Source organism: Chitinophaga sancti (assembly GCF_034087045.1).
Classification (GTDB): domain Bacteria; phylum Bacteroidota; class Bacteroidia; order Chitinophagales; family Chitinophagaceae; genus Chitinophaga; species Chitinophaga sancti_B.
On the sequence record NZ_CP139247.1, the window covers coordinates 1,382,680 to 1,401,614 of the forward strand.

Here is an 18,935-nt window from a genome sequence, read left to right on the forward strand (position 1 = left end):
AGCATCACGTGGGATGTTAAATCACCAATCCTTATCAACTGGCACAATCTGTCCTTTGGCTTTTTTCATTTTGTCCTGCAGTTTCTTCTCCTCCTGACCTAAAGCCTGCAGGTATCGTTCTGCTTCCTGCTTGTCCAGTTTGCTGGGTTGCGGTTGCGGTTTTTCATCCTGCTGATCTTTATTCTGGTCTTTGTTCTGATCTTTTTTGTCTTTATTCTGCTGGTCTTTATTATCCTTGTTCTGTTGATCTTTGTTCTGCTCCTTTTTATCCTGGCTATCCTTATTGTCTTTGTTCTGATCTTTCTTGTCTTGTTTCTTGTCCTTGTTTTGCTGGTCTTTGTTATTCTTGTTATCGCCGCCGCCCTGGTTTTGTTTTTTCAGCATGGCCTGGGCATAGGCAAGGTTGTAACGCGCCTGTTCATCGGACGGGTTCATCTTCAGGGCTTCTTTATAAGCCTTAATGCTTTCTTCCCATTTCTTTCCTTCCATAAAGGTGTTCCCGATGTTGTAGCTGGCATCCGCTTTCTGTGCTTTGTTTGGCGCCATCTTGAAGCTGTTCAGGTATTGAGCGCGGGCATCGTCGTAGCGTTTTTGCTCGTACATGGAGTTACCCAGGTTATACCTGCCTTCAACAGATGCCTGGTTTACATCCAGGGCTTTCTTATAGTTGGCTTCAGCATCGGTATATTGCTTTTTTTCATACAGTTCATTGCCTTTACGGATGTACTTATTACCATTCTGAGCGAAGGAATAGCTACAAATGCAGAGGAACATGCCAGTCAGCAACAGGTGATATGTCAGGTTATTTTTTCTCATGGTTTTTCTGTAGCAGTGACAACATTAGCGCGGGTGCTGCGCTTAATTTCCGGAATAAAAAACTCAGCTACCAGCAGTATTAAGCTAATAACGAGAAAATATTGGAAATAGCTGTTGTAGTCTGTAAAAATATTCTCTCCGAACTCTTTCTGTTCCATGCTATCTATTCTATGGATCAGTGAATTCACTACCTCTTCAGTATTATTATCCAGGTGTTCGTATATGCCTTTACCTGCGGCAGCGATGCGTTTCAGCTCCTCTTCATTCAGTTTGGAGATAACGGTATTGCCATCTTTATCTTTTTTGTACGTGCCGGTTTCAGGATCGGGTAATGGAGATCCGGTAGTAGAACCAATGCCAATAGTATTGATTACCACACCTGCATCGAAAGCTGCATTTGCTTTAGAAACAGCGGCTTCGTCATGATCTTCCCCATCGGAGATAATGATGAGTGATTTGTGTTTACGTTCCTTTTTATTAAAGGCGTCATCACTTACCTGAATAGCCTGACCGATAGCGGTACCCTGGGTAGGGATCATATCCGGACTTACGGTGCTCAGGTACATTTTGGCGGCTGAGTAATCGATGGTCAGGGGCATTTGGAGGTAAGCATTACCAGCAAATACAACCAGGCCGACGCGGTCGTTATCCAGTTTATCAACCAGTTTGGAAATTAATTGTTTGGCGCGGGTAAGGCGGTCGGGTTTTACATCACCGGCCAGCATACTCTTACTTACGTCCAGCGCAATGACTACATCCACCCCTTTGCGGGTAATTTTTTCCATTCGACTTCCTTTCTGGATGTTGGCCAATCCCAAAACGCCGAAGAAGAAGGCCAGGAAAATGAGCAAGAAGCGGAATGCAAAACGCCGGCGGGAGTAGCCGGTAAATAACTTCTCTACCAGAACAGGGTCACCCAGTTTGCGGATTGAGCTGCGCTTCCACCAGGAGATGCTGATGAATGCCAGTTGCAAAACCAGCAGCAGTGCTAAGGCCCATAAATATTCGCTATGCTGAAAACGTAACATCATAGGGATCAAATATAATTTTTTTAGTACGTTTTACACTATTAGGAGGTAAGGATTTAGGAGATTTTTAACGTAGACAGGGAATAAGGGAAGATAGTTGACGAAGGCAAATAGTTGATTGACAGAGTCAAATGATTTTTTTAGGTATAAAAAAGGCCGTTTTTAGCGGCCCTTTTCATAATTATTTATTTGTGTCCTTCCATATAACCGGCATCCTGGAGAATACTTTTTGTGATATTCATTCTCACTTTTTCCATGTCAATGTTCGAATTATCTGTTTCGAGATTGAGTGTAAAGAAGGCAGGATGTCCGTTTTCTTCGATCCAGCCTACCATCCAGCCAATTTGTTTTTTGCCTTCCTGGCCCCAGCCGGTTTTGTAGCTCAGTTCGTACTTAGGTGTTTTTTCCATCAGCATCACAGCACGTGTCCATTGCATGGTCAGCTTATGAAAAGGCAGCTCGTCGAAGTACAGTTTCTTTACAAAGCCCAGTTCCTCATCGGGGGAAATGCGGAGGCTATTGTCCAGCCAGAAGGTGTCAATACGGCTTATTTTCATATTGCCATATTTTACGGTATCCAGCCAGTGTTGCATCACAGGTTGGGTAATACGGCGGGCCACTTCCTGAAAGTAAGGAACAGCTGATAGGTGGAAAGCCTGTTGCAGGCTCAGGTCACGGTCCCATACAGAATCAGCGCCTTCGTGGCGTACGCCATTCCAGGGAATGACAGTAGCAGTATCCTTGATAGCACCGGTTTCCAGGCCTACGAGGGTATTGAAGATCTTGAAGGTGGAAGCCGGCAGGAAGCGTTCTTTAGCGCGGTCGATATTGTATACTTTAAAAGAGCCTTGTCCGTTGTCAAACAACATAAAGGTGCCTTCTACCTTATTATCGGTAAAGTACTTTTCCCATTCTTTCTGAATATGTACGTTGTTCGGTGCGCAGGCATTCACCAGGATCGCCATCAGCAGTAGCAGCCAAGCGGTTTGTTTCATCATAGCAACATTTTGATCCTGCAAAAGTAATATATAAAAGGTAGAAGCCCACCTGAGGGGCGGGCTTCTGAATTATTTAATCACACCTAATTCCTTTCCTACCTTGGTGAAGGCGGCAATTGCCTTGTCCAGGTGGGCTTGTTCGTGTGCGGCACTGAGCTGGACGCGGATACGTGCCTGCCCTTTTGCCACTACCGGGAAGAAGAAGCCGATGACATAGATGCCTTCTTTTAGCAGTTTTTCGGCAAACTGCTGGCTGAGTACGGCATCATACAACATTACAGGTACGATTGGGTGATCGCCTGGGCGGATGTCGAAACCGGCCTCTGTCATTTTGGTGCGGAAGTATTTGGTGTTGTATTCCAGTTTATCACGGAGTTCGGTTGTAGAACTCAGCATATCCAGTACGGCGATGGAAGCGCCTACGATGCTGGGAGCAACGGAGTTGGAGAAGAGGTATGGACGGCTACGCTGACGGAGCATGTCGATGATCTCTTTTTTACCGCTAGTGAAACCACCGGAGGCACCACCCAATGCTTTACCAAGGGTACCAGTGATGATATCGATACGGCCCATTACATTTCTGTATTCGTGGGTACCGCGGCCGGTTTTGCCCAGGAAGCCGGAAGAGTGGCTTTCGTCGATCATCACGATGGCATCATATTTATCTGCCAGGTCACAGATCTTATCGAGCTGGGCAATGGTGCCGTCCATGCTGAAAGAGCCATCTGTGACAATGATACGGCTGCGAAGGCCGGCAGTTTCCTGTAGTTTAGCCTCGAGGTCAGCCATATTATTATGTTCATAGCGGTAACGCTGTGCTTTACACAGACGAACGCCATCTATAATAGAAGCGTGGTTGAGGGCGTCGGAGATGATAGCATCCTGCTCGTTGAACAGGGGTTCGAATACACCACCGTTAGCATCAAAAGCTGCAACGTATAAGATAGTTTCTTCTGTACCAAGGAATTGTGCGAGTTTTTGCTCTAATTCCCGATGAATATCCTGGGTGCCACATATAAAGCGCACGCTGCTCATTCCATATCCATGTGTATCGATCGCATCTTTTGCAGCCTGTACCACCCGGGGGTTACTGGAAAGGCCGAGGTAGTTATTGGCGCAAAAGTTGAGGACAATATTGCCACCTACCTGGATTTCTGCACCTTGTTCAGAGGTGATGATCCTTTCGTTTTTAAAAAGGCCAGCAGTTTGGATCTCATTTAGTTCCTCCTGCAGGCGGGCAATGAATTTTTCGTTCATAGTAGCAGATTTTGTAACCGGGTTCAAAGTTATGGCAATAAATGTATTACGATTCGAGGACCTGGGGCGCGAATTCTGGAAGTTCTATAAAAAGTTTGACGGGGCTGTAACATTTGGTTGATGCTCTGCGTCATAATAATGTCTGCACCCTGATCCTGTTAACCCAGGAGTAATGATCCGGACTGTATATTTCCGCGCTGTATGTAGTGAAAGATGGCTTAAGCGCCCGTGGGAATTGCTGCCATCCGGAGAAAGCGGGGAAATATAGCAGAAAATTATGGTACGTAGTTGGGCACGACAAGAGGAAGAGATTGCGTTAAAAGTAATTGTCGGACATTAGCACTAAAATCCTGCAACACCTGGATGACGGAAAAGGAGTACAACAAATGCGTGGATCTGTACGCGGATAATCTCTTCCGGTTTATAGTAAAGAATCTAGACCATACAGAGGATGCGAAGGACGTGGTACAGAATGCGTTTGAAATATTGTGGAAACATTGTATAGATGTGCCTTTTGAAAAGGCTAAGTCATATCTCTTTACAGTAGCTTACCACAATATGATCGACCATGTCCGTAAGATAAAGCGGATAACCCTGGTAGATGAGTTCAAGGAAGAGACGAGGATCAGCGGGCAGAAAGTGAATGACGCCAGGAAAGTATTGGAGAAAGCACTGGATAAGCTGACGGATGTACAGCGGTCCCTGATCCTATTAAAGGACTATGAGGGATACAGCTACGAAGAGATCGGAGAGATTATGCAGCTAAACCCCTCCCAGGTAAAAGTATACCTGCATAGGGCGAGGTTACATCTGAAGCAGTATCTTGGGAAAATTGAAAATGTAATTTGATTTGATTATTTATTATTTATCAGATTTTGGCGATAAATATTGACATATCTAACTATGAGGAGTACCTGCTGAGTGCCGTGGACGGTGAACTAAATGAGGACGAGCAGGCCGCGCTGGAGGTTTTCCTTCAGCAGCACCCAAAATACAGGCAGGAATTACTCCTGCTGCAATCGGCGCGTTTAGTACCGGATAACAAAGTGTACTTTGATGGGAAAGAAATGTTGTACAGGCAGTCGGACGCCAACACACTTTCTGCCGGAAACTACGAAGGCTTATTGCTGGAGTATATAGATAATGAACTCAATAAGGATGATCAACAAAGGGTTGAAGCACTTGCTCAGCAACATCCACACATCAGCCGGGAGTTACACCTGCTGGAGGCATCCAGGCTGAAACCGGATATGACCGTCAGATTCCCGGATAAGTCAAGGCTTTACAGGAATACGACACATGTACGTGCTATCTGGTGGTGGGCTGCCGCAGCTGCGATAGTGGCAGGAGTAGCGGTTGTAACCATTCCTCCGCCTTACACGGATAAACATGGAACAGAGCTGGCTGTGCACCAACAGGAAAAGCAGCAACAGCAGCCAACTGTTTCAACACCTATTCCTCAGCTATCAGTGAAAGAGAAGCAGCCAGTCAATAATAATACGCCGAAGATCGCAGGTACCCAGCCTGTGGCAGCTCAGCATACAACGCCTATGCCATCAGCTGTTCAACAAGCTCATGCCACACCTGTTACTACCAATCAGGAAGACAGTCATCCGGCTTCTGTAGCTTTGAACAAGCTGCCTCAGCCTGAAAGCACGACCAGTGAGATTGTGCAGCAGCTGAAAGAACAGAAGGAACAGCAACAAATTGCGAATGCCGGAATAACCAATGAAACTGATAAAGCGCCAGTCATTGCAAAAACGGAAAACAATAATAAAGAAGATGCTATGAATACCCGGGTAACTGAAGCTTCCAGGCCCGTTCAAGGAGAACTTGTTGTGTCAGTGACAATGAGAGGAGATAGTAAAGTATTAAATGGAGTTGCAAACGTAGCGCGATTCTTTGCCAAAAAGAAAAAATAAGCAGGCAATGCTGTTGTCAGGACGGCAAATATCTTGATGTAAGAATTATTAATATGAAGTGTAAAGTATTACGCTGTTTAATTTTATTGCTTTTCATCTGCGCGGGTGTTCATGCCCAGACAGCCGATACCATCCAGGTGAAAGGATTGATTATTGTACAGGGAAAAGATGCCAAAGGCAAGCGCATCTTTAAAGTGTATAATGATACTGCATATGCACGTACTCAACTAAAACGCAATTTACAGACACGTTGGTTCGTTTTGGATCTGGGATATAACAACTATATAGACCGGAGTGATTATAACGGGGCGGCTGCGTACGCATTGTATGGTTCACCCAGCGATATATATTTTGATGAGCTGAATAAGTCATACACCTATTCCGCAGCCGGGTTGAATACCCTGGCACCCAGAACGGGGAGTTCACCACTCACACCATCAGAGTTTAAGCTGATTGCCGGTAAGTCGGTAAATGTCAATATCTGGTTGTTCCAGCAGCGGCTGAACATATACAGACATAAGCTGAACCTGATTTATTCGCTGGGGGTAGAAATGAACAACTACCGTTTTGCCCGTAATATTACTTATGTTCCTGGTTACCCTACTACTATTATGAGGGATACTGTGAGCTTTTCAAAGAATAAGCTGTTTGTAGAATATTTGAGTGTGCCTGTCATGTTGAATTATAACAGCAATCCAACCCGCCCTTCACGTGCTTTTAAAATGAGCATGGGGGTTATGGGAGGCTACCTTGTAAAAGCCCGTACAAAGCAGATCAGCAAGGAACGGGGAAAAGTAAAGAAAGTTGACGATTTTAACCTTAATAAATGGAGACTCAGTATTACCGGAGATGTGGGATATGGTCCTGTTAAGCTGTATGGCAACTTTGCATTGACGCCATTACATGATTACGGTCTTGAGCAATACCCATTTTCAGTAGGGTTACGCTTCAATGGTTTTTAAGTACTGAGGATCAAATATGTGTTAGTATGCGCTCATTCATTACGTTTATGTTTTGTACCGGGTTTATAATCTGGGCCCACTCATGTGATAAGAGAATAGTAGGAGTGAAAATCTATGGTCATGGGCCAGATTCGAATCCAGGTCAGGATGGTTTTGCTCAGAAAGAATCACATTCACCTTTACCAATCTTTATTGCAAATGCCGCTAACAGGCATTATGCTGACTCTATTCTGTTGCAAAAAAAATCTCTACATATTGAGATAGGGCAGGGAGCCCCCCGTCCGTTGCTCACCTTTATACTCCTTTTAACAATTTCCCCCTTGTAGGAAGTTGAACATTACCGTTATATTTGGTTTTTATTCAAAAACCAACAAATGAACCTCGTTAAAAAAACAATTTTTTTAATGCTGTTAGCCAGTTGCATTATCCAACTGGTTATTGCCCAGCAGAAGTATGAATGGAAGGAGGCCAAATCTGGCGGGTATACCTATAAGTATATCGCTAATGACCCCATGCAGGCCCGATTCTATACCTTGAAAAATGGTCTGACTGTAATTTTGAGCGTCAACAAAAAAGATCCTCGTATTCAGACCCTTATAGGCACAAGAGCAGGTAGTAACAATGACCCACATGATCATACTGGTCTTGCTCACTACCTGGAACACCTTCTTTTTAAAGGCACGGAGCAATTTGGTTCTCTGGACTGGGCTAAGGAAAAACCTTACCTGGACAAGATAGAAGGTCTTTATGATACCTACAATCATACAACCGATGCTATAGCCCGTAAAACTATCTATCATCAGATAGACAGCGTATCAGGTCTGGCTGCTAAATATGCCATTGCCAACGAGTATGATAAAATGATGACCGGTATGGGTGCACAGGGAACCAACGCGCATACCTGGGTTGAAGAGACCATTTATGAGGAAGACATTCCTTCCAATGCCATTGACAAATATCTTGCTGTACAGTCAGAACGTTTTAAAGATCCTGTATTCCGTCTCTTCCACACAGAACTGGAAGCTGTATATGAAGAAAAGAACAGAGGTCTGGATAATGATAGCCGTAAGTCTTATGAGCTGATGCTGTCTTCTCTGTTCCCTACCCATAACTATGGTCAGCAGAGCACCATCGGTACGGTGGAGCACCTGAAAAATCCTTCTCTGAAAGCGATCCGTCAGTTCTACAACTCTTACTATGTGCCTAACAATATGGCCATCGTAATGGCGGGTGATTTCAATCCTGATTATGTTATCAGGAAAATTGATGAAGACTTCGCTTACATGAAGTCTAAACCAGTTCCAGAATACAAAGCTCCTGTAGAAGCGCCTATCAAAGCGCCGATTGTGAAAGAAGTAGTAGGTCCTGATGCTGAAAATGTAATGATTGCATATCGTATGCCGGGTGCATTGGATACCAAATCCTCTGTACTGCTGGGTGTAATTTCTGAAATCATGAACAATGGTAAAGCGGGTCTGCTGGATCTGAATGTGAATAAGGCACAGAAAGTACTGAGCGCCAGCGCTGGTGTAATGGGCTGGAAGGACTATGCAGTGTTCCAACTGAGTGGTAAACCTAAGCAGGGTCAAACCCTGGATCAGGTAAAAGATCTGTTATTGGGTCAGCTGGAAATTCTGAAGAAAGGTCAGTTCGACGAAACTCTGGTAAAGGCGATTGTGAACAATGCCAAACTTTCTGAATTACAGGGTCTGGAAAACAATAACAACCGTGCTAGTTCCCTGATGGATGGTTTTATCAAGCACAGGGGCCAGAACTGGCTGGCTGATGTAACCTATGTGGATAACATGGGTAAGGTAACCAAGCAGCAGATCGTAGATTTCGCCAATAAATATTTTAATGATAACTACGTACTGTTGTACAAGCGTAAAGGTGAAGACAAGAATATTGAAAAGGTAGAAAAGCCAACGATCACGCCTGTAGCAATTAACCGCAATGATCAATCTGCTTTCCTGAAAAAAGTAGATGCTATTCCGGCTACACCAGTACAACCACAGTGGCTGGATTTTGACAAGGATATTCAGAAAGGTAAGGCTGGTCAGGCAGACGTACTGTATGTGCAGAACAAAGACAATGGTCTGTTCCGTCTGTACTATCGTTTTGACATGGGTAGCTGGAACAATAAACTGTTCCCACTGGCTGCACAGTACCTGCAATTCCTGAGTACTGATAAATATACTTCGGAGCAGATCAGCAGGGAGTTCTACAACATCGCATGTAGCTTCACCGTAACTTCAGGCAATGAAAACTCTGTGATTGCTATCTCTGGTTTGCAGGAGAATTTTGATAAGGCTGTTGCCCTGTTCGAGCATCTGTTGACACATTGCCAGGTAAATGAAGAAGCACTGGCAGCACTGAAGGGTCGTATTGGTAAATCACGTACGGATAGCAAACTGAATAAAGGCAATATTATGAAAGGCCTGGCTAATTATGCAATGTATGGTGCCAGGAATCCTTTTAACAATGCGCTGAGCCAGGCTGACCTGGATGGTGTAACCGCCAGCCAGTTGACAGACATGTTGCACTCCATGGGTAACTTCAAGCACACAGTTATCTATTATGGTCCTCAGTCCATGAATGAAATGATTGCTGCTGTACAGAAAGAGCACGTGATTCCTGCTTCGTGGAAGGAAACACCTCCTCAGCAGAAATTTGATAAAATAGATCAGACTAAAAACAAGGTGCTGTTTGTAAACTATGATATGGTACAGACAGAAGTAAACTGGGTAAGGAATGATGAGGTATATAATCCTGACAAAACAGCGCTGGTAAGCATGTTCAATGGATACTTTGGTGGTGGTATGGGATCTATCGTATTCCAGACTATCCGTGAATCCAAAGCACTGGCTTATTCTACTTATGCTTTCTATTCAACACCTGATAAGAAAGGCGCACGCTATTCTACAGTTGCTTACGTAGGTAGCCAGGCAGATAAGATGAATGATGCGATCAACGGCATGAATGAATTGCTGAATGATATTCCTCGTTCTGACAAGTTGTTTGAAACAGCAAGACAGAGCCTGAAACAGGATATTGAAACAGAGAGAATCACACAGGATGGTATCATCTTTACTTACCTGGCTGACCAGAAACTGGGTCTGCAGGAAGACAACCGTAAGAAGGTATATGAAAAGATCGATAAGATCACCTTTGATGATGTTAAGAAATTCCATGACGATGAGCTGGCAAATAAGCCATATACTTATTGCGTGGTAGCATCAGACAAACGTGTGAACCTGGACGATCTGAAGAAGTTTGGTGATGTGAAAGTATTGACGCTGGAAGAAGTATTCGGTTACTAATTCCACTCAAAAATATCAACCCTCTGGTGCCTTGTGTGGTGCCGGAGGGTTTTTTATTTACCTTTGCGACGTCAATTTTTTTAACCCGTTGCAATAAAGAGTTGACGCTCAACGTTAAGTAACCAGCTAAATACCCTGTGAAAATGAATCGCTATTGCCTGTTACTATTATTGGTATTACTGTATGTGCCAGTATCGGGATTTAAAACCACAATTAATACTAACATTGACAATGACAGTTATCTTTATTCAGTGAAAGTGAATCCGGGGAATATAGACCCTGACAAGATCTTTCTGCTGATAGACAAAAGTGACTATAGGCTTTACTTATATGAGGATGTGACACTTCGCAAAATCTACAAGGTAGTATTTGGTAATAATGATCAGTCTGATAAGTGCAAAGAAGGTGACCGGTTGACGCCGGAAGGGACATTTCATATTCAGAGCAAAAGACTCGATAAGTTATGGAACCGGTTCATGCTGCTGGACTATCCGAATGAAGCGTCTATGGAGCGTTTTCATCGTTTGCAAACTGAAGGATATCTGCCTTCGGTGGCGACACCGGGTGGTGGCATTGGCATTCATGGCGTAGAGTGGAATTCCGGCATTCGCGACAACTATGTAGAGCAACGTATTAACTGGACGCTGGGTTGTATTAGTATGAAGAATAGTGATGTGAGTGAGTTGTACGAAGTGATCAAAGTGGGTACACCGGTGGTGATCAGAAAATGAGAGCTGCATGTTAGATTGCAGTAAGAGATATTAAATTTGTATTGTTATACAATATAAACATTAGAAGATCTTACAAGCTTTAGGTTAAGCATCGTAGTGACATTAGCAACGTTCTGTGGCTGGTGTCATGAATTAACATAAAGACGGGTATTGGTCTTGTGAAGGCATGCTTCATTCGGGTGAAGCATGCTTTTTTATTTTTTGGTCAGGAAAGTAGTGACTGCATTTTTCCATTTAGGGCCTTCATGTCTGCAAAAAGATTGATGACCAGATCCGGTAAATACGACCAGTTGTTTTTGTGAACTGCCCAGGTGTTTGAAAACGGAATTCGTTTCCTGCCTGGTCACTCTAATATCATGCTCACCCCAGCAAAGTAATACGGGCATTTTCAGCTTTTCTCCCGCTTTTGCAGGTTGGTATCCCGGTCCCCAAAATCCCTGTTCTAAACCGCCCCAAATTGCCAGCAATTGGGAGAGTGGTGTTTCTGGTAAATTGACTGCGCGCATACGACTTTTCACAGCATCGGTAAGGGTTGCGAAGGGACATTCCAGAATCAGCTTTTGGGGCTGCAGGTGATAAGTGGGTACAGCTCTCATAATGGCTGCGGCTCCCATACTCGCTCCCCATAGGATGATCGGTTTGTTATTCTGATTGCTGATATATTCATAAGCAGCTTTTACATCATCTGCTTCTTTGTATCCTACCGTGCAGGTATTGCCTTCGCTATTACCATGACCTCTGAAGTCTGTGAGGAAAGTACTATATCCTAAATGGCGAAACCAGGCAGCTTCTGAAAGGCAAGGACCTTTGTTGCCACCGTAACCATGAAATAATAATACCGTGCCTTTGGAGTTGGGTACAGGGATATACCAGCAGGAGAGGTGCAGGCCATTGGATGTAGGCAGGCTGACGGGAATGTAAGCAGTATCAGGATGAGTTTTAGCAACGGTTTTAGATATGCGTACACCAAAGAAGATGATTTTTAGTTTTCCGATAGCATTCATCTGCTCTGGCTTACGGTTGTCTGATGTACCAGGTGCATAGAAATGAGTGAATTTATAAGCATGAAAGGCAGCGACAATATTGAGCGTGATGAAGAGAATAATCAGGGTACGTTTAAGCAGCTTCATGGGGAACAAGGTATAGGAATTTTTTCTTTAAAACAATGCTTCTGCCACTGGCAGAAGCATTGCTGGGTGTATTATTGCTTTCCTCTTTTGATTTCATCGACTACGTTCGGATCCAGTAGGGTGGAGGTATCGCCCAGGTTCTCCATTTCACCTTCAGCGATCTTGCGGAGAATACGGCGCATGATTTTTCCTGATCTGGTTTTAGGTAATCCACTTACAAACTGGATTTTATCTGGTTTGGCAATAGGGCCAATGATGCGGGATACAGTTTGCAGAATGTCTTTCTTTGTGAGTTCAGGATCATGCACCATTTTTTCTGCAATGACGAAGGCATAGATACCTTGTCCTTTGATATCGTGCGGATATCCTACCACTGCGCTTTCTACTACGCCTGCGTGCATGTTGATAGCGTTTTCGACTTCTGCGGTACCGATACGGTGTCCGCTAACATTCAATACATCGTCCACCCGGCCGGTGATGCGATAATATCCATCTTCATCGCGGAGACAACCATCGCCGGTGAAGTAGAGATTGTCGTAGGTAGCGAAGTAAGTGGTACGGCAGCGTTCATGATCGCCGTAAGTAGTACGGAGCATGCCTGGCCATGGGAATTTTATACAGAGGTTACCATTCACATTGTTGCCGGTAATTTCCTGGCCTCGTTCATCAACGAGGATAGGTTGAACACCTGGCAGTGGGAGAGTGGCGTAACCGGGTTTTTCTGCTGTGATGCCAGCGATTGGCGTGATCATAATACCACCGGTTTCAGTCTGCCACCAGGTATCTACTATTGGACAACGTCCTTTACCGATATTGTCCTTGAACCAATGCCATGCTTCTTCATTGATCGGTTCACCTACGCTGCCCAGTTTTTTCAGGGAGCTCAGGTCTTTGTGGTTTACTGGTCCCAGGCCATAGCCCATGAGGCTGCGGATGGCAGTAGGCGCGGTGTAAAGAGTATTGACACGGAATTTGTCGGTGATAGACCATAGGCGACCGGCATCAGGCCATGTAGGCACTCCTTCGAACATCACGGTGGTAGCACCTGCGCTGAGCGGACCATAGATTATATAGCTATGCCCGGTGATCCAGCCTACGTCTGCAGTACAGAAGTATACTTCACCTGGCTGGTACTGGAAGGTATTAACGAATGTGTAGTTAGCGTAAACCATATAGCCGGCGGTGGTATGTACGACACCTTTTGGCTTGCCGGTAGAGCCGGAAGTATAGAGAATGAAGAGCATGTCTTCCGCATCCATTTCTTCGGCAGGGCAGGGAGGGTTACCCATGGTTTCTACCTGTTTGATTTCATCTTCCCACCAGAGGTCGCGGCCTTTGATCATACTTACAGGTGTACGGGTACGGGTACATACGATAACTTTCCTGACGGAAGGGCAGGCTATGAGAGCATCGTCGATTACAGATTTCAGGGGAATATCTTTATTACCACGGAAGGCGCCATCGCATGTAATAACGAGGCTGGCCTGGGCGTCCTGAATTCTATCGGCGATAGATTGTGCGCTGAATCCACCAAATACCACGGAGTGAATGGCCCCGATACGGGCGCATGCCAATACGGCAATAGCCAGTTCCGGAATCATACCCATGTAGATGCATACACGATCACCTTTCTTAACACCATTATTTTTCAGAACGTTTGCGAACTGGCAAACTTTGTTATACAGGTCTCTGTAAGTAATAACGCGGTGACGTTCTTCCGGATCATTTGGTTCCCAAATGATGGCGGGTGTGTTGCCTAATGTGCCAAGGTGGCGGTCAATACAATTTTCAGTGATATTAAGCTTGCCACCGACGAACCATTTTACATCTGGTTCTTTGAAGTTCCATTCCAGGACTTTATCCCATTTGCGGCGCCAATAAAAATGATCAGCTACATTCGCCCAAAATCCCTCGGGGTCCATGACGCTCTGCTGATACTGCTGTTGATACTCTTCTAAGCTTCTAATCTGGTAAGGATAAGCCATGGCTGCAATCAGTTTTTGTGTTGGTCAATAAGTAATAACGTGCGCGTAATATGTGCAGCTTAAATTTAATGAAATTGGGGAATACGGTGGTAGTGATTAATTGTTTATAAGCAAATATTAACGTAAAAAAGGGGAATAACTGATATGCCTTTCACTACGACCTTTTGGTAGAGGTAGTGAATACCCTCCGGGCAGGAGGCCAAAACTACAGGAAAAGGAATGCGCAATTAGTGCTTTCCAGTCTTTTTGCGATACTTGTCGCAGTAATCCCAGAATTCCTTGTACACTTCGTCTGATACTGAAATGATCTTCTCCTTTTCTGCATTACTGAGTAAAGGATTGACCTGTTCTTTCTCTCCATTGACCGTTTTGGTGGACGGGCGCATTTTGCGATAGAAGGTTGGAACGCTCCAGCTACATTCGATGCAAACGCGTTCGCGGAATGTAAGTGGCAAGTTGATCATTTTGGTGTGCAAGTCCTGCATAAGGTTGACTGCTTCAGTGCCTTTTGATTTTGACATTTTGTTTTGGTTTTATACCTTGGGACAATTGGTTGCAACTTGTTGATAGTGATGTCATTAGTGTAAAAGACGTGCACGTGTTAACAAATGTATTTATAAAATTATAAATGGCGTAAAATATGCACACAAATTTTATAAATTATTAAAAGACTTGTTATTATAAATTTATATAGCTTATAAATGTCAACATTTTACCCCGAATTTGATGGGAGACTGCTTGATTTAGAACGGAGTTTGTCACTTTTTCCCCCTAATTATGATGTAACTATATTGTCTATATGAAAGACCAATTAGGAAAATGAAATGGAAATTATTATTATATTGTATGAATTGCACATAAAAGCGATAAACAGTTAGTAAAATCAAGCATACATGTCCAGGTTAATCCATATGGGCCAGCGCCTGAAGCAAATCTTAAAACAGAAAAAGGTTAAGATTGTTGACTTTGCTGATATGGCCGGTTTCACGAACCAAATAGCCCATTACCATTTACGGAAAAGCGATATGAAGCGAAGTACATTAGAAAAGTTCTGTGAGATCATCAGTATCTCGCCGGAAGAATTCTATGAATGGAACAGCGTTTCTGTCATCAACGGCGAAAAGCCACCTGCTTCCTCAATATTACATCATGGTCACAGATTGATGGAACTTATCAGCGAACGGGGATTGAATAAAACAAGGTTAGCCAAGCGGCTGGGAATGTCGAGGCGAACCATGTATAATCTCTTTGATAAAGAACTATTCGGAAGTGAAGAACTGGACAAGGTATCCAGGGCACTTGAAATAAGTTCAACCGGTTTCCTTCATCCCGGATCATTGGATGATACGCGGGTTGCTGATAATGATGAAATGCTCGCTTTAAGAGAAAAATATTACAAGTTGCTGGAAGAGCACAATTTATTATTGAAAACCCATTCTTCAACCAAAGAAGCACTCGAGCAGCTCAAGAAGGAAAATTTACAATTACGTAAACAAGCCCGATCCAAAAAGGGCTAAAATGAACCAGTGTTTATCAACCTATCAGAAGACCTATTTTGAAAAAGCCTATTCTGTATTAAATAGAGAGCCATTTTCTTAATTCCATCATCGAGCGTATTTTATTGTACTATTATTTTGCGATAAATTACATTTTGCTAATCCCGATTTCAGGATTTTAAAATAAATGTCACTGATATGAATTATTTGCCTGGTGCATTCGATGTGCCTATGTGGTATATCGTCATGCACTTAAAGGGGGCATCTGGTATTCTTACGCAAAAGAGATATTGCGATGTGCTGGCCCGCAGACTTAACCGAGATCAGGAGAATAGTCTGATCAGGGTTGATGATTACCTGCTATTGCCTGACGCTTTATACCTGATGGTGCAGGAAGAGGCTTTGCAACTCGATGTATGGTGGCCTGCTTTCAGAGATCAGTTACTGGAAGATCTGAAAGGCTTATATGTATCTGAGCTGGTAGCCGGAGGTGCTACCTCGCCGGCAGTGGATATGCTGTGGGAACCTCTGTCTCATGAGTTGATCACTGGTCCGGAAGCCTTTGAGCACAGGGTAAATGAAATGTTGTTTTTACCTGTGCGCAAAGGGCTGGCTCCAGATCCGAACTACTATCCTTATAACAGTGTAAATAATAAAGCAGGGATAGATCTATAATAGTAACTGACCTATTTCTTCCCAGGTGTTTACACGTTTGTAGCCAGAAATATTGACATTGTGAGGTGCTGTAAACATCAACGGTTCGCCTTTGAAATATTGTAGATTTTTCACGTGATCATCGATCATGTAATCAGCATGTACAATGGTCTTGGATCCACAGAAAACGATACGTTCCCACCCAATAAATGGAAAATGCTCCTGTAACCAATCCAACTTTTCAACGAGTGATTGTGGAAACTCCATGGCTGCAGATACGATGAATACATCGTGTTTGTCAAATAATGCTTTGACTACCTCCTGGCAGTCCTTGAGGACTGGCTTGTTCCTGAAAAACCCTGGTTCATACAGAAATCCTCTGATCACGTCTTTGCCTGCAGGAAAACCTTCCGTTTCCGGTAAGCCCAAGAGGGAATTTCTGTCAATTGTTTCACCGTAGCGTGCTGCGTACCAGTCGATGTATTGCTGGCAGGTATCTGCCATAACTCCATCCATGTCTATAGCTATTCTTGCCATATTTTGCGATTTGTTGCAAATTTATGCAAATAACACAAAATACACCGCAAAATATTGCATGTTTTTACTTAATATTGCAGAAAATTGCAAGAACATGCTGAAAGAGGAACGTTTTGAGTACATCCTCAGAAAGTTACAGGCAGATCATAAAGTGTTGCATACGGAGTTGAGTAATGACTTAAATGTGTCAGAAGATACCGTGCGTCGTGATCTGGAAGCCCTGGCGCAAAATGGTTTGTTAATCAAAGTAAGGGGAGGGGCCATTCCTCATTCTCCCAATCCGTTTAATTTTACAGAAAGAATCTCTATTCACGAAGATGACAAAAGAGCGATAGCTGACAAAGCACTCTCATTTTTGCACAATGGCCAGACTATTATAATGGATGGTGGTACTACCACTTATGCACTCGTCAAATTATTCCCTCCTGCATTACAGCTGACAGTTGTTACTCCCAGTATTCCCATTGCCATGCAATTGATGGAACATCCGGGGGTAGACGTTATTCTTACCGGGGGGCGTATTTTCAAGAGTTCGCAGGTAACGGCGGGGATTGAAACGATTCGTATGATAGAGAAGCTACGTGCTGATATCTGTTTCATGGGCGTATGCAGTTTGCATACAGAAGTGGGTGTGACGGGGCCTCATCTGGATGAAGCCACCGTAAAAAATGTGATGGTACAGTCTGCAAACAAAGTGATTGCTCTGGCCACGAGCGATAAGATGGGAACAGCGGAACCATATAAAGTATGTGATATAAGAGAGATGGATACGATTATAACCGACGAGGCAGGATTAGCCATGGCAGGACCTTACAGAGAGCTGGGTATTAACGTGATCTGATTTTAATTATCTATATGTTTCAGGAATTGACAGCAGGCCTTCCGCAGCGGCGGCAGGCGCGCATAGCAGTGAGCGCACTATTTTTTCTGACGGGATTTTGCTTTTTCAGTTGGGCTACCCGTATTCCGGACATTCAACAAAAGTTACATCTTTCTGAAGGGCAGTTAGGTGGATTGTTATTGGCTTTGCCGATAGGTTCCCTTTTGTCTATGCCGGCAGCTGGTGCGCTGGTTGGTAAGTATGGCAGCAGGCAGATTCTGCTGGTGTTTGGATCTTTGTATGGTTTGATTTTGCCGACCCTTGGTCTGGCAGGGGAGACCTGGATACTCTTTACATTGTTGGTAGTGTTTGGGTTTTGTGGCAACATTGCTAATATTGCAGTGAACACACAGGCGGTATTTGTAGAAAAAATGTATGGCAGATCTGTGATGGCTTCCTTTCATGGATTGTGGAGTTCTGGTGGGTTGGCAGGTTCTCTGCTGGCGTGGGGAATGCAGAAGTGGCATATATTGCCCTATCAGCATTTTCTGGTGAGTATGGTGATTGTATTTATCATCCTTATGGTGAATATCAATCATGTGGTAAGGCATGATGACAAAGCCGGTGAGCGTGAAGAAAAGCAGCCGCTATTTGTATTACCTGACAAGTTCCTGATGATCCTTGGCATTATTGCTTTTGCCTCTATGATTTGCGAGGGAGCTATGTTTGACTGGAGTGGGGTATATTTCAGAAAAGTGATTCATGTTAATATTGCGGTAGTAGGTACTAACGCCTTTATGAGTACGATGGCGTCTTTCCGCTTCCTCGCAGATTATCTGAAGTTGCGTTTTGGGGTAAAGCGGGTATTACAATTGAGTGGCGGACTTATTGCCGGCGGGCTGTTGCTGGCAGTTGTATTCCCTTATTTTACTACTGCTATTATTGGGTTTCTGATGGTCGGCGCAGGGGTATCTTCAGTTGTTCCACTGGTATATAGTGCAGCAGGGCGGAGTAATACTATGACTCCGGGAATGGCCCTGGCGGCGGTTTCTACGATTGGTTATCTCGGATTTCTGTTTGGTCCGGTTTTGATTGGGTTAGTTGCCCAGATCATTAGTTTGAGGGCGTCTTTCTTTCTTATTGCTCTGATGGGTTTATCCATTGCAGTGATGAGTAACCGTGTCAAAAATTAAGAAGCATATCCAGGAATGGATATGCGTTAGCTCTTACAAAAAGAAAAAACATTATTATTATTTAGGGGAAGGCACTTGTGTAAAAG

The 18,935-nt window shown here is 43.9% G+C and carries 17 protein-coding genes; 9 read left to right on the top strand and 8 right to left on the bottom strand.

Features of this window, described 5'->3' with window-relative positions:
• Positions 1 to 21: 21 nt before the first annotated feature.
• The 4 genes from SIO70_RS05795 to kbl all read right to left on the bottom strand — a co-directional run bounded on the left by SIO70_RS05795 (position 22) and on the right by kbl (position 4,099).
• Complete coding sequence (locus SIO70_RS05795) at positions 22 to 816, bottom strand: tetratricopeptide repeat protein (protein ID WP_320580011.1); 795 nt, start codon at positions 814 to 816, stop codon at positions 22 to 24.
• Positions 813 to 1,847, bottom strand: coding sequence for a VWA domain-containing protein (locus tag SIO70_RS05800; RefSeq protein ID WP_320580012.1), 1,035 nt, complete (start codon positions 1,845 to 1,847; stop codon positions 813 to 815). Before SIO70_RS05800 ends, SIO70_RS05795 begins: the two co-directional genes overlap by 4 nt.
• A 182-nt stretch (positions 1,848 to 2,029) precedes the next feature.
• A complete protein-coding gene (locus tag SIO70_RS05805; RefSeq protein WP_320580013.1) occupies positions 2,030 to 2,842 on the bottom strand; it encodes a penicillin-binding transpeptidase domain-containing protein in 813 nt (270 codons plus the stop codon).
• A 69-nt stretch (positions 2,843 to 2,911) separates the two neighbouring features.
• The gene (gene kbl, locus SIO70_RS05810; protein WP_320580014.1) at positions 2,912 to 4,099 is read right to left on the bottom strand and encodes a glycine C-acetyltransferase; all 1,188 of its coding nucleotides are present in this window, start codon (positions 4,097 to 4,099) and stop codon (positions 2,912 to 2,914) included.
• Positions 4,100 to 4,462: 363 nt separating this feature from the next.
• On the opposite strand from kbl, the gene SIO70_RS05815 reads away from it, so the two are divergent.
• The 5 genes from SIO70_RS05815 to SIO70_RS05835 all read left to right on the top strand — a co-directional run bounded on the left by SIO70_RS05815 (position 4,463) and on the right by SIO70_RS05835 (position 11,034).
• Positions 4,463 to 4,948, top strand: a complete 486-nt coding sequence (locus SIO70_RS05815; RefSeq protein WP_320580015.1) for an RNA polymerase sigma factor — start codon at positions 4,463 to 4,465, stop codon at positions 4,946 to 4,948.
• Positions 4,949 to 4,974: 26 nt separating this feature from the next.
• On the top strand, positions 4,975 to 6,021 hold the full coding sequence (locus tag SIO70_RS05820) for a hypothetical protein (protein ID WP_320580016.1): 1,047 nt from the start codon (positions 4,975 to 4,977) through the stop codon (positions 6,019 to 6,021).
• A gap of 53 nt (positions 6,022 to 6,074) precedes the next feature.
• Complete coding sequence (locus SIO70_RS05825) at positions 6,075 to 6,983, top strand: outer membrane beta-barrel protein (protein ID WP_320580017.1); 909 nt, start codon at positions 6,075 to 6,077, stop codon at positions 6,981 to 6,983.
• A gap of 404 nt (positions 6,984 to 7,387) precedes the next feature.
• Positions 7,388 to 10,303: a M16 family metallopeptidase gene (locus SIO70_RS05830; RefSeq protein ID WP_320580018.1), complete on the top strand. Its 2,916-nt coding sequence runs from the start codon at positions 7,388 to 7,390 to the stop codon at positions 10,301 to 10,303.
• A gap of 143 nt (positions 10,304 to 10,446) precedes the next feature.
• Complete coding sequence (locus SIO70_RS05835) at positions 10,447 to 11,034, top strand: L,D-transpeptidase (protein WP_320580019.1); 588 nt, start codon at positions 10,447 to 10,449, stop codon at positions 11,032 to 11,034.
• A gap of 194 nt (positions 11,035 to 11,228) precedes the next feature.
• Here SIO70_RS05835 and SIO70_RS05840 read toward each other — a convergent pair whose 3' ends face one another.
• The 3 genes from SIO70_RS05840 to SIO70_RS05850 all read right to left on the bottom strand — a co-directional run bounded on the left by SIO70_RS05840 (position 11,229) and on the right by SIO70_RS05850 (position 14,670).
• On the bottom strand, positions 11,229 to 12,164 hold the full coding sequence (locus SIO70_RS05840; RefSeq protein WP_320580020.1) for an alpha/beta hydrolase: 936 nt from the start codon (positions 12,162 to 12,164) through the stop codon (positions 11,229 to 11,231).
• 71 nt (positions 12,165 to 12,235) lie between these two features.
• Entirely contained in the window at positions 12,236 to 14,149 is a 1,914-nt protein-coding gene (gene acs / locus SIO70_RS05845) for an acetate--CoA ligase (RefSeq protein WP_320580021.1), read from the bottom strand.
• A gap of 227 nt (positions 14,150 to 14,376) precedes the next feature.
• Entirely contained in the window at positions 14,377 to 14,670 is a 294-nt protein-coding gene (locus SIO70_RS05850; RefSeq protein WP_320580022.1) for a hypothetical protein, read from the bottom strand.
• A 372-nt stretch (positions 14,671 to 15,042) separates the two neighbouring features.
• Between SIO70_RS05850 and SIO70_RS05855 the strand changes: the two genes are divergently transcribed.
• Together SIO70_RS05855 and SIO70_RS05860 are read left to right on the top strand one after the other, a co-directional pair.
• Entirely contained in the window at positions 15,043 to 15,666 is a 624-nt protein-coding gene (locus SIO70_RS05855) for a helix-turn-helix transcriptional regulator (RefSeq protein WP_320580023.1), read from the top strand.
• 177 nt (positions 15,667 to 15,843) lie between these two features.
• A complete protein-coding gene (locus SIO70_RS05860; RefSeq protein ID WP_320580024.1) occupies positions 15,844 to 16,320 on the top strand; it encodes a hypothetical protein in 477 nt (158 codons plus the stop codon).
• Here SIO70_RS05860 and SIO70_RS05865 read toward each other — a convergent pair.
• A complete protein-coding gene (locus SIO70_RS05865) occupies positions 16,315 to 16,836 on the bottom strand; it encodes a 5' nucleotidase, NT5C type (RefSeq protein ID WP_320580025.1) in 522 nt (173 codons plus the stop codon). The two genes, SIO70_RS05860 and SIO70_RS05865, sit on opposite strands and share 6 nt — an antisense overlap.
• Before the next feature lie 94 nt (positions 16,837 to 16,930).
• On the opposite strand from SIO70_RS05865, the gene SIO70_RS05870 reads away from it, so the two are divergent.
• Together SIO70_RS05870 and SIO70_RS05875 are read left to right on the top strand one after the other, a co-directional pair.
• Positions 16,931 to 17,677 (top strand): DeoR/GlpR family DNA-binding transcription regulator, encoded by a 747-nt coding sequence (locus SIO70_RS05870; RefSeq protein WP_320580026.1) that lies wholly within the window; start codon positions 16,931 to 16,933, stop codon positions 17,675 to 17,677.
• Between the two features lie 14 nt (positions 17,678 to 17,691).
• Complete coding sequence (locus SIO70_RS05875; RefSeq protein ID WP_320580027.1) at positions 17,692 to 18,849, top strand: MFS transporter; 1,158 nt, start codon at positions 17,692 to 17,694, stop codon at positions 18,847 to 18,849.
• Positions 18,850 to 18,935: the final 86 nt, after the last annotated feature.

Coding starts and splice junctions, on each gene's coding strand:
- SIO70_RS05840 (WP_320580020.1), bottom strand. CDS start 12,164: ATGAAGCTGCTTAAACGTACCCTGATTATTCTCTTCATCACGCTCAAT.
- SIO70_RS05850 (WP_320580022.1), bottom strand. CDS start 14,670: ATGTCAAAATCAAAAGGCACTGAAGCAGTCAACCTTATGCAGGACTTG.
- SIO70_RS05870 (WP_320580026.1), top strand. CDS start 16,931: ATGCTGAAAGAGGAACGTTTTGAGTACATCCTCAGAAAGTTACAGGCA.
- SIO70_RS05860 (WP_320580024.1), top strand. CDS start 15,844: ATGAATTATTTGCCTGGTGCATTCGATGTGCCTATGTGGTATATCGTC.
- SIO70_RS05830 (WP_320580018.1), top strand. CDS start 7,388: ATGCTGTTAGCCAGTTGCATTATCCAACTGGTTATTGCCCAGCAGAAG.
- SIO70_RS05825 (WP_320580017.1), top strand. CDS start 6,075: ATGAAGTGTAAAGTATTACGCTGTTTAATTTTATTGCTTTTCATCTGC.
- SIO70_RS05865 (WP_320580025.1), bottom strand. CDS start 16,836: ATGGCAAGAATAGCTATAGACATGGATGGAGTTATGGCAGATACCTGC.
- SIO70_RS05795 (WP_320580011.1), bottom strand. CDS start 816: ATGAGAAAAAATAACCTGACATATCACCTGTTGCTGACTGGCATGTTC.
- SIO70_RS05875 (WP_320580027.1), top strand. CDS start 17,692: ATGTTTCAGGAATTGACAGCAGGCCTTCCGCAGCGGCGGCAGGCGCGC.
- SIO70_RS05815 (WP_320580015.1), top strand. CDS start 4,463: ATGACGGAAAAGGAGTACAACAAATGCGTGGATCTGTACGCGGATAAT.
- SIO70_RS05805 (WP_320580013.1), bottom strand. CDS start 2,842: ATGATGAAACAAACCGCTTGGCTGCTACTGCTGATGGCGATCCTGGTG.
- SIO70_RS05800 (WP_320580012.1), bottom strand. CDS start 1,847: ATGATGTTACGTTTTCAGCATAGCGAATATTTATGGGCCTTAGCACTG.
- SIO70_RS05855 (WP_320580023.1), top strand. CDS start 15,043: ATGTCCAGGTTAATCCATATGGGCCAGCGCCTGAAGCAAATCTTAAAA.
- acs (WP_320580021.1), bottom strand. CDS start 14,149: ATGGCTTATCCTTACCAGATTAGAAGCTTAGAAGAGTATCAACAGCAG.
- SIO70_RS05835 (WP_320580019.1), top strand. CDS start 10,447: ATGAATCGCTATTGCCTGTTACTATTATTGGTATTACTGTATGTGCCA.
- kbl (WP_320580014.1), bottom strand. CDS start 4,099: ATGAACGAAAAATTCATTGCCCGCCTGCAGGAGGAACTAAATGAGATC.